The sequence below is a fragment of the Chloroflexota bacterium genome, assembly GCA_026708035.1.
Taxonomy (GTDB): domain Bacteria; phylum Chloroflexota; class UBA11872; order UBA11872; family UBA11872; genus JAJECS01.
In genome coordinates, this window is record JAPOVQ010000008.1 from 25,864 (window position 1) to 35,939 (window position 10,076).

Annotated in this window: 11 protein-coding genes and 1 pseudogene; 7 read left to right on the plus strand and 5 right to left on the minus strand. The window is 62.5% G+C overall.

Annotated elements, in window-relative coordinates; all coding sequences use genetic code 11:
* Positions 1-149: 149 nt before the first annotated feature.
* The 3 genes from OXG33_03210 to OXG33_03220 are packed head-to-tail and all read left to right on the plus strand — an operon-like array spanning position 150 to position 1,762.
* A complete protein-coding gene (locus OXG33_03210) occupies positions 150-725 on the plus strand; it encodes a hypothetical protein (GenBank protein ID MCY4112936.1) in 576 nt (191 codons plus the stop codon).
* The gene (locus tag OXG33_03215; protein ID MCY4112937.1) at positions 718-1,104 is read left to right on the plus strand and encodes a VOC family protein; all 387 of its coding nucleotides are present in this window, start codon (positions 718-720) and stop codon (positions 1,102-1,104) included. The genes OXG33_03210 and OXG33_03215 overlap by 8 nt, the downstream gene beginning before the upstream one ends.
* 52 nt (positions 1,105-1,156) lie before the next feature.
* Positions 1,157-1,762 (plus strand): DUF402 domain-containing protein, encoded by a 606-nt coding sequence (locus OXG33_03220; protein MCY4112938.1) that lies wholly within the window; start codon positions 1,157-1,159, stop codon positions 1,760-1,762.
* Between the two features lie 70 nt (positions 1,763-1,832).
* Here OXG33_03220 and OXG33_03225 read toward each other — a convergent pair.
* Positions 1,833-2,233 (minus strand): annotated as a pseudogene (locus tag OXG33_03225) (endonuclease domain-containing protein).
* Between the two features lie 222 nt (positions 2,234-2,455).
* On the opposite strand from OXG33_03225, the gene OXG33_03230 reads away from it, so the two are divergent.
* The 4 genes from OXG33_03230 to OXG33_03245 all read left to right on the plus strand — a co-directional run bounded on the left by OXG33_03230 (position 2,456) and on the right by OXG33_03245 (position 7,968).
* On the plus strand, positions 2,456-2,605 hold the full coding sequence (locus tag OXG33_03230; GenBank protein MCY4112939.1) for a hypothetical protein: 150 nt from the start codon (positions 2,456-2,458) through the stop codon (positions 2,603-2,605).
* Between the two features lie 497 nt (positions 2,606-3,102).
* Positions 3,103-6,258 carry a hypothetical protein gene (locus tag OXG33_03235; protein ID MCY4112940.1) on the plus strand — a complete coding sequence of 1,052 codons (3,156 nt, stop codon included), beginning with the start codon at positions 3,103-3,105 and terminating at the stop codon, positions 6,256-6,258.
* A gap of 179 nt (positions 6,259-6,437) precedes the next feature.
* On the plus strand, positions 6,438-7,517 hold the full coding sequence (locus OXG33_03240) for an aldose 1-epimerase family protein (protein MCY4112941.1): 1,080 nt from the start codon (positions 6,438-6,440) through the stop codon (positions 7,515-7,517).
* Between the two features lie 16 nt (positions 7,518-7,533).
* Positions 7,534-7,968: a thioesterase family protein gene (locus OXG33_03245; GenBank protein ID MCY4112942.1), complete on the plus strand. Its 435-nt coding sequence runs from the start codon at positions 7,534-7,536 to the stop codon at positions 7,966-7,968.
* Between the two features lie 240 nt (positions 7,969-8,208).
* Here OXG33_03245 and OXG33_03250 read toward each other — a convergent pair whose 3' ends face one another.
* The 4 genes from OXG33_03250 to OXG33_03265 all read right to left on the minus strand — a co-directional run bounded on the left by OXG33_03250 (position 8,209) and on the right by OXG33_03265 (position 9,868).
* Positions 8,209-8,700 (minus strand): type II toxin-antitoxin system VapC family toxin, encoded by a 492-nt coding sequence (locus OXG33_03250; GenBank protein ID MCY4112943.1) that lies wholly within the window; start codon positions 8,698-8,700, stop codon positions 8,209-8,211.
* Positions 8,607-8,843: a hypothetical protein gene (locus OXG33_03255; protein ID MCY4112944.1), complete on the minus strand. Its 237-nt coding sequence runs from the start codon at positions 8,841-8,843 to the stop codon at positions 8,607-8,609. Before OXG33_03255 ends, OXG33_03250 begins: the two co-directional genes overlap by 94 nt.
* Positions 8,844-8,953: 110 nt before the next feature.
* The gene (locus OXG33_03260; protein MCY4112945.1) at positions 8,954-9,094 is read right to left on the minus strand and encodes a hypothetical protein; all 141 of its coding nucleotides are present in this window, start codon (positions 9,092-9,094) and stop codon (positions 8,954-8,956) included.
* A 426-nt stretch (positions 9,095-9,520) separates the two neighbouring features.
* Entirely contained in the window at positions 9,521-9,868 is a 348-nt protein-coding gene (locus OXG33_03265) for a VOC family protein (protein ID MCY4112946.1), read from the minus strand.
* Between the last annotated feature and the right edge of the window lie 208 nt (positions 9,869-10,076).

Below are 10,076 nucleotides of genomic sequence, written 5' to 3' on the forward strand. Positions count from 1 at the left end.
CGGCAAGTCGGCCATGCCTCGCAGGGGCGGGTTTGAAACTCGCCTCTACACGACCAGATCCGTCATTCCGGCGAAGAGCCCGCCCGGTGGCCCGCGCGGCGTGTAGCGTGGGACCATAATCACCGCAGTCGTGAACTGTGAGGCACGTGATGACCAGCCTATTTCGACATCGTGATCTCGGCGCCGCCCAAGCGCTCGTCGCCGCGGCCATTCTCGGCGTCGCACTGTTCGCGTGGGGCGACCAGACCGGCATGTTCAGCCGGCCGGGTCTGGCCTCGACCGACAACTGGACCTGGCGGCTCTGGCAGATCGGCGCGCTGCTCATGGGCATTCCCGGCGTCTGGTGGATCTGGCGTGGCACCCGCCGCGTGGCGTGGTCGCGCGGTCTGATCCTGACCGTCCTGGCCGTAATCGTCTTTCTCAACACGTACACGGAAGTGTTGTCGTCGGCGCATTTCGGCAATGTCTGGAAGATGATCAACCCGCTCTTCCTGGGATGCACCACCGTGGCCGTTGCCGCACTCTGGATTCGCGGCGGCTTCTGGGACGGCATCGGCGCCGCGGTCTTCGCCGCGCTCGGAACCGTGGTGTTCATCAACGCCTACTTCGTCAACCACGACATCCTCTGGGAGGCGCTGAACCCGCTGCGGACATTGGTCTTCTTGCTGTGGGCGTTTGCGGCGTTGCAGGTGGGCCCAGAATCCCGGGAATCCGCCAATGAATGACAACTCCTTGTTCGAAGCGGCCTACCCGTTCCAGGACGACGTGCTCGCGCTGCCCGTCACGGACCTGGACACAGCGTCGGAGTGGTATTCCCGATCCTTCGGCCTTTCCGAGGCGGAGCGCCGGGACAGCCCCGTTCCCACCGTCCTCATGGAGCGAGACGGCGTGCGGCTCGGCTTTGCCGTGAACGGCGGCGATGCCAGCGTCGACGGCGCGGCCATCCTGGTCAGCGACATCCACCGCGCCCGGCAGGAGCTGGAGGCCAACGGCGTCGCCATCGCCAACTCGCGCGTGGATGAGCGCGACGGGCAGAAGTTCCAGGTGTTCTTCGTCGTCGCGCCGGACGGACTCTGCTGGTACTTCCATCAGCCCGTCGAATAGGCACGGACCGGGGCGAAGCGATGCGTTGTCCCGGAATTGCGTCGATCCTGCCGTGACCGACCGGCGCCGGCAACCCGGCGACCAGGTCGTCGTGCGCAGCGTGTGGGGCGCGAAAATCCAAATCGCGATGCCGATGACGGTGATCGCCGACACCGAGCGAATCACGGCCCTCTACCTGGCCGCCGGCACGCCCATCAAGAACAAGAGCACCTACCGATCCGACCACTTGCCGATCGGGGACTGGGAGATGGTCGACGACATCTGGCGGGACGACCTGATCCGCATCAAGTCCGCGGACGACGCGCACGCCTACTACGCCATGTGGAAGGGCGGCCGGTTTCATCGCTGGTATGTCAACCTCGAAAGCGCCTACCAGCGCACGTCCATCGGCTTCGACTTCACCGACCACGTGCTAGATCTCGTCGTCGAGCCCGACCTGGCCGGCTGGCGGTGGAAGGACGAAGACGAGCTGGCAAGGGCGGTTGGGCTGGGACTCGTCACCCAGACGCAAGCCGATGCCTTCTACGCGGAGGGCGAGCGCGCCATTGCCCGGCTGGAGGCGAAGCGCTCGCCGTTCGCCGACGGCTGGGAAACGTGGCGTCCCGATCCGGCATGGCCAATCCCGGCGCTGCCGTGCGATTGGGACCTCATCGAGTAGCGACGGCTTCTTCTCCCTCTCCCTCTGGGAGAGGGTCGGGGTGAGGGCCCTTTCGAGCCATGCGCCCGGTTCACGTCGACGCCTGCCGGGTAGCAGCCAGGCGCTCTTGGCACGCGTGCCAAATCGCATCGGCCACGGCGGTCGTTTCCCGTAATACCTCGAGATTCGTGAAACGCAGCACATGGATACCCCGACCCTCGAGAGTGGCAGTGCGCCTTGCATCGCTTGTGCGTCCGGTCAGATCGGCGTGCTGCCCCCCATCCACCTCAACAGCAAGGCGCAGCTCATGGCAATAGAAGTCCAGCACAAAGGGGCGATTGGGTGCTGGCGGCGAAACTTGACCCCCATTCTCCGGCGGCGAACCAGCTGCCAGAGCACGACTTCTGAATCAGTCTGGCCTCGGCGGAGGCCCCGGGCCAGCTTGATGAGCCGGGGCGGAGTGTGCTCGAAGGGACGGTTCGAATGCGACATGGATGCTCATCCAGCGAGTGCGGGCTCTGCCTCTGCCAACGGAAGAACCCCTCACCCTAACCCTCTCCCCCAGGAGAGGGAACAACACCCTCTCCTTCAGCAGACGGAGTAGTTCCTAACCCCAGGAGAAAAGGTGGGCCCGCTCCTCAACGAAGGGGAATGAAGGCGCGCGTCCGCAGCCTGCCTACAATGCGGCTCTCGATATGGACGGGGGACGACCTGATGCCAACGCTCTGGGGACGTGACTACACCCGCGCGGAGTTGATGGCTCGCGTTGGCGACCTGTCCCAGGTCGGCGGCGTCCGCGAATACCGCCTGGGCGGGCGCTCTCGCGAGACCGTTCACTCGCTCTATGGGGACTCGGGAATCTGATATGACCGACGGAAGTAATTGGCCATTTGAAGACGCTGACTCCGCCGGCACGTTCAATGAATTCATACACGAGCTAACTCGATCCACCGACGGTGGCATAGCTTTCTTCGGCGCGGGAGTCTCTGCGTCCGCAGGACTGCCGACTTGGGATGAGTTCCATAGGGGATTCTTGAAGCACTTTGGCGCCGACGAACGACCGCAGAATTCAGATTCAGGCCGGGATATACCAACTGATATTGACTATCATACCAGCAGAGACCATACAAGATCTCTCGCATATATAAAGTCAACTTTCGGGAATCCGAATCCGGCAATTCCCAGCCTCATGAGAATTGCTCGACGGACGCGCCTATTTCGCTATTACTATACCACGAATATTGATGAACTTTTGTTTCAAGCAGCCTACGGGGATCCCATTGCGTCCTATCCTCACTACATGCCAATGGAGTCTAGATTCATCTACTTGCATGGGCGAGCATCGACCGCCAAGTGCATCGATGATCATCTTGTCATCGGATCCAAGGGATATGATTTCGCGTACGATGACATACAGGGTGGATTTGCAAAAGCTAAGTTACAGCTCATTGCCCCTTATCCAGTTCTATTTCTCGGATTTTTCGTTTCGTGATACTCGTATATCTTCATCGCTCGCCAACATGGCACAGGCTGCTCGATTGCGACAGTCTACCGCTGGCGACGTCCAAATGTCCGAAACCGTTTCGAACCTCAAATGGTACAGCCTAGAAAAGGCTCCTGATCAAGATGAAACTTCCAGGATAGAAAGTATGCACGCGCGAACTCAGCGGCTGAAACAATACGGTGTACGGGTGATTTGGTATCAGGATGGTGGGGCACCGGATCCTTATCGTGCGGCATTTGAGATCATCCGGCAAACGCAGCGTCGAAGCAGGGAGTTGACTGTGGCCGAAAACGACTTGGAGTTCGTCGAACGCCTGATTGAAGCTGAGGAGCTCGCATCAATCGCGGCTCCGACTCCCGGCCAAGTTAGGCGGGCAGTGGCGATAGTGAATGGGCATCCGAGGGTGGCGTTGGCGTTCTGGGACGTTGTCGAAAGCGTCGAGTGGTTTCGAAGCCTGCGAGACGCCGGCATTCTTGCCCCCAAGCCGGTTCTCTTGGCCGCGAATGGCGACCGCCGCGCTCCGTACTGGATGGCCTCCGGATTGCTCAGGCGGGTAGCCTCTGCTGCGCCCTCCGAAGTCGCCCAATTCTTGTGCAGCATCGATACCGACAACTGGGCAGCAATTCGCGGCGCATTTGAAATCCTCGAGGCGCTGGACGAATCTTCTGGAGCCTATGTCGGACCACAATTCGCCAAGTGGTCTGTCGACGCAATGTCCATCGAACCTCTGCTTCTCTACCAAGCCTCGGAGTCATCGCAGCGGCTCAACTCAGACGGAAAGCCGAAGGCAGCGCTCGCCCTGTTGGAAGCGATCCTGCGCAAACTCGCGGAATCTGGTCTCTCGATCACGGAAGGGGTGGGATCCGATTTCAGTCACGCCATCGCGCCGATCCTAGGGCGATCTGAGCCCGCCGTGGAGGCAGTGAGCCATACCCTCGAGGCAGCGCTCATTGAGCGTTGTGGTACGCCGGAAGACGACAACGTCCGGTATTTGCGGCATGCAATTGAACCTCATCGAATGGACTTGACCGAGTCCTCTGCCATTAGCCTCCTGATTGACGTATTGCGGGATGCGTTGCTTCAGACAAAGGACGACTCCGCCCGGTCGACAGCAGTCACGAAACTCCTTCAATCCAGTTGGCCAACGAAGCGGCGAATCGGAATCGCCCACTGCTTCCTACTACGCTCCGACTTGACTATTCATGAAGCGAGAGTCATCACTCACGAGAATCTAGCAAACGATCATCTCTTTCACGAGTTAGCAAAGTTGCTGTCAGACGACATAACGGATATTACCGAACAGCGAACTGACACGCTTAAGCGCTTCGTGACGTCTCTCCACGATAGTTCGAGCGAGAACGACCGGTTCGACTATAAGCTGTGGTCCCAAGTTCTTCCCATAGAACTTCTGCCCGAGCCCCCAGCACCGATAGAGGACGATTTCGAAGATTCCGATAGACATCTGTTTCGTGGCGTTTACTTCGGCAGCGTTACTTCACGAGGTGCACCATTGGACCTTGACAGCTTCGCTGAACGTGCATCGACGTTGTCGTCCGACGAGCTGTTGGCCCTTGTTCGGGATCCCGCCGCCCATGGGGTGCGGATCACATGGAAGCACAGTACAAGTGAGATGTGGTCACTATTGGCCGAATACGCCAAGGCTCGCGGCACACTCGACCCGCTAGTCCAGATCCGACCGGAGGACCTGGAGGGCCGACAGGTTTGGCAAGCGATCGAAGCAATGGCCGAAGTCGCAGGAGATGATCCGATCCGATGGAGCGAAGTCATAGATTGGGCTTCCAGAATGGTTTCCAAGCTTCCGGCAGACAAGCTATGGCCGATCGGCGGCTTGTTGGAGGGCATCGGAGATTCAATTCCCCTCGGGCTGAGTCATAGTGCCAGAAAACTCGCAATGCAAGTAATCGAGAAATCGAAGCGCACCGACAGACTCGAGTCGGAATCTCTCGAACACTCGTTTGTCGGCGGTTACCTAAACCTACCAGCCGGCAAAGCCATGCGAGCATTGCTCGAACTTCTCCGCCGAGAGATCTTCAAGGCCGATACCGACAAGGAGAGTCTCCAAGACCTTCCAGAGTGGTTCAAAACGACTGTGCTAGAACGCTTGAGTCGAGATTCGATGGGCCTCGGCATCGACGCGTGGATCGGTGTCGGACTCTACTATGCGCTATTTTGCGACCGCTCACCGGACTCAGCCGAATCTATCGCGCGGTATCTCGAATTCGAAACGTCAGAAACGTCTACTGCTAAGGTTGCATTCTGGTCCGGACATCTATCAGCGCCTACTCTTTGGACCGGTACCCTAGAGCGTCTCCATGATGCCTATCGGATTAGCGCGCGCACGCTGCAGGCGGACGGAATCCTCGAAGATGATCTCAGAGATCGGTTCTTTCAGCATATAGTGATCGGAGCCCTCAGAAATATTGCTGGCTATGACGAACTACTGTTGAGCACGCTTAGTTCAGATTTCACACCGGTTGCAAGAGGTTCAATAGTCTTCGCCCTCGGACGGGCTGTGCGAGAGATGACTGACAGCACCGACGCCAAGCTACAATCAACTGTTATCTGCTGGTTTCGACGATATTGGGCAAAGCACGTCGAGGAAATCGGCGGTCAGGATGGACCACAATTGGCGACCTACCTCCGCTGGCTGAAGGATCTTCAGTTGCCGCCGCGCACAATCGACAACCTGATTGAAGCATCTCTGGATCAGGTGAGTGAAGGGTTCGAAATACACACTGTCTTTGAATATCTGGGGCGATACGCTGAGGAGGATCCGGACACCGTGCTCGCGCTCCTCGGCCGCTGCGTCGACTGGTATCGACTGCGGGACGACGCATGGCTTCACGCCGAAATGATGAAGGACCTTCTTGACCAGGTCGCGCCGCTAACAAGACATGAAGCGATCCTGCGCGAAGTTCTCGACGGGTTAGCAGAACTGGGCGCAATTTCGACCGCCGATGTGCATCGGTACCTCGGAAGCGATCAGTCCTAGGTGAAATGGCGGAGGGCATTGGACCCAACAGTTGGGCACAACACTGCCGTGCAAGGCACCTAGTCCTCCCTCCCTAAAGGGTAGATTGGCTCGGTTGATCGGCACGCTCTGAGGGACGAATCCCGCCGATCCCCGGCCCACCTACAATGCGGCTCTCGATATGGACGGGGGACGACCTGATGCCAACGCTCTGGGGACGTGACTACACCCGCGCGGAGTTGATGGCTCGCGTTGGCGACCTCTCCCAGGTCGGCGGCGTCCGCGAATACCGCCTCGACGGCGGCTCGGGCGACGGCGTGGAGGCGGTCGATTTCGACACGGGATCGGGTCTGCGCTTCACCGTGCTTCCCGGGCGCGCCCTGGACATTTCGAGCGCTTCATACCGCGGCATTCCCCTGGCGTTCCGCACGCCGACGGGCGACGTGCAGGGCGCCCGCTACGAGCCCGGCGGCCAGGGCTGGATTCGCACCACGGTGCTCGGCCTGCTGGTGACCGGCGGTCTCACCAACGTGGGCGATCCGGTGGACGACGACGACGAGGGGGGCGAGGAGGGTCTGCACGGACGGCTGTCCAACCTGGGCGCGACCAACGTCTGGGCGGACGGCGCGTGGGACGGCGACGACTACCGCATGTGGGTCCAGGGCCGCGTGCGCCAGGCGACTCTCTACGGCGAAAACCTGGAGCTGGTGCGCCGCATCGAAACTTCGCTGGGCTCCAGCACCATCGAGATTCACGACACGGTGACCAATCACGGCCACCGCCAGCAGCACATGATGATTCTGTATCACATGAACCCCGGCCATCCGCTGCTCGACGAGGGCGCGCGGTTCCACGTGCGCAGCCAGTCGCGCCGGTTCCACGACATTTACACCGGGGCAAGCCCGGAGGGGTGGGAAGTCTACGAAGGCCCCTCCGTCGACTGGCAGGTGCAGGTGTTGATTCACGACGTGGAGGCGGCGACCGACGGCACGGTTCACGCGGCGCTCGTGAATCGCGGGCTGGGCGACGGGCTTGGGCTGGGGTTCACCTGGAACAAGCACCAGCTGCCCTATCTGAACCATTGGCGAAACACCACGCCCGGCGACTACGTGACCGGCATCGAGCCCGGCAACGCGACCGTGCTCGGCCGCGCGCGCAACCGCGCCGACGGCACCTTGCACTCCCTCGGGCCCGGCGAGACGGCGTCGTTCGACGTGCGCATCCAGGTGCTCGACGGAGCGGACGCCATCGACGACTTCCTCGCGCGCGTCGGGGCGTAGTCGGCCGCGCGGTCCGATGCCCCGCGAACGCCGGGACGCGCCCGATGCGCCGCCCGCTCACCGCGAGACCCTGCGCGTGCGCTACTCGGATACCGACGCGCAGGGCATCGCGCACCATTCGAGCTATCTGCTCTGGCTCGAAGAGGCGCGGCTCGGGTGGCTGCGCGCCATCGACCTTGGCTACGCCGACCTCACCGCCGGCGGCATGTTTCTGTCGTTGGTTGATTGCAGCTGCCGCTATCTCTCGCCGGCCTTTGGGGAGGACGTGGTGACCATTGAGGTGTGGGTGGTCGAGGTCTCGCGGCTGCGGGTGCGGCTGCGCTACGAGATTCGGCGCGACGACACGCTGCTGGCGACCGCCACGACGCAGAATGCCTTCGTGGACGGGGACGGCCGCCCGCGGCGGCTACCAGCCGACCACCCGACGTGGCTCAAGCTGCGGGAGCTTTGAGGGGCCAGGGTTGGACCGTGCCGTAAGTATGGGCGCAACTGAACGGGCGGGTCTGATACCCCGCCCATACTCCAACCATCCCGCGCCACCGGTCTCGACCGGACTGGATCCCGTCCCATTTCGCCTTCGGGTAGGCCGTTTGTCGGCATGATGGGTGGGTTCCCGTCTGCGCGGGTAATGACGGAGGGGTTGCGCAAAGAACTCCTTGCGCGGGCATGACGCCGGGGGTGCCGCGGTCGGCTATTGGTGGGGCGGCGTGATGAAGTCGCACCTCGGACCGCTGGCGCGGCTGAGCCGGCGATCGAGCGTCACGAGCGGATAGTCGAGGGCCTCGGCCAACGCGACATACCACGCGTCGTAACTGGTGACGTTTGCGCGCAGCGCCCACACGCGCTCGGCGTACGGGGCGAACGAAAACAAGGCAATATCCAACCGCAGCATGTCGCGGTGGCTGGCAGTGGCTTGCAGCGTTGAAATCCGGCCGGATCGCTCCATCCGGCGCAGGATGTTGCTGGTCTCGGCTAAGACGAACTCCGGTCCGGCCACGGGGCCTTCGGCAACAGCCGCTTCGGCCCAGGATCCTACGGGTCCAGTCTCGACTAGAGCCGCGACGAGGACGGATGCGTCGACGACGGCCCTCACTTGCGGTCCGCGTCGCGAGCCTCGAGGATTTCTGACGCCGTCACGCGCGTGCCGTACGCTGCCTTGCGCCGACGTACTTCTGCCAGCCATTCGTCGTTGGAGGGCCGCGACGCGATGCGCTCCAGCTCCCCGCGCAGGAATTCCTGCATGGACTGGCCGCGACGGGCCGCGCGCGACGCCAGCTCGTTGCGGACGTCGTCGGGAACGTCCCGAATGGTGATCTGGATTGGCATAGCAGCACAATGCCAGCATTGCTGGCATTGTGCAAGCAGCGAAGTGCTCTTCGGGCAGCCGACGGCGTCGAGGCCTGATCGCGAAGAGTCGCGACGCCCCCGAGCCTTGGCTAGTTCAGATCCGACGCCCCGTAGCCCGACAGCGTGTGGATGGGCATGTTGTGCCGAATCGACGCGTCGGTAATCACGCGCTGGGTGCGAGATGAGGTGGCCGACTCGTCGAGCAACAGGCGCAGGATGCCCCTCAGCACGCCCAACGCCCTGCGGGGGGCCACTTGAAGGCCCGTCACCGCCAGACGCGCCCAGCGGAGCGGAGCGGCGGGACGCCGCGGCAACTCTGCCTGTGACCTGACGACGGGCTGGTAGCGGCGGATCACGCCGGGTGCGTAGCGGCGCGCACCTGCCGCCTTGCGAAAGTCGGAATGGCCATTGGCCCTCGACACGGAGAACCGATTCGGCCCTGAGAAGTCGGCGTTCGGCGGATGGCCCCACGCATTCGCCCGCTCACGCCTTTTTCGTGCGACCCACTCGCCGAGACGGTCGGCAAGACTCCGCAGATGCTCAGCAGGGGTCGTTCGCGAAGCGCCCCCAGCGCGTGCCACGAGGGCGCGTGGAGACTCGACCAGACTGAAGTGCGGCCGGCGCCGGAATGACGCAGAAGTACGCAAGAGTCTCGCCTATCCCACCGTGCCGTCGTGACGCTGGTGCAGCACGAGCAGGTTGCCCTCCGGATCCCGGATCGCGGCGCTGGCGCACCATTCGTTGCCCTGCGGTCCGGCCACCACCTCCACGCCCTTCGCCTTGAGCTCTTGGACCGCGTCGCTCACGCTATCGACGGACAGCGCGACGCTGACGCCCTCGACCTCGGCCGCCAGCGCGATCGTGGTGTCGCCGGCCGCCAGCTCCACCCATTCGTCGCCCCACGCCTGGCCGACCGGCATCCCCAGGGCGTCGCGATAGAAGCCCAGGGCCCGGTCCATGTCGCGCACCTGGATCTGAACGAAGTCGACTGCTCGAACCTTCATGCCCTGCTCGCATCCCGCGCGCGTCCCCACGTCGCACCGATGCTACACCGGACAGACAATCGGCGGCGTATTGGAAAGGCAATCCCTCGTGGCTGCCCTGCTCACCGGCCGAACGGGCGCCCACCAGGGACGCCCCTACGCGAAGGGCGGCAACCGCACGGGCGCGTTTTGTAGGGGCAGCCCTCGTGGCTGCCCTGTTCTCGCCCTG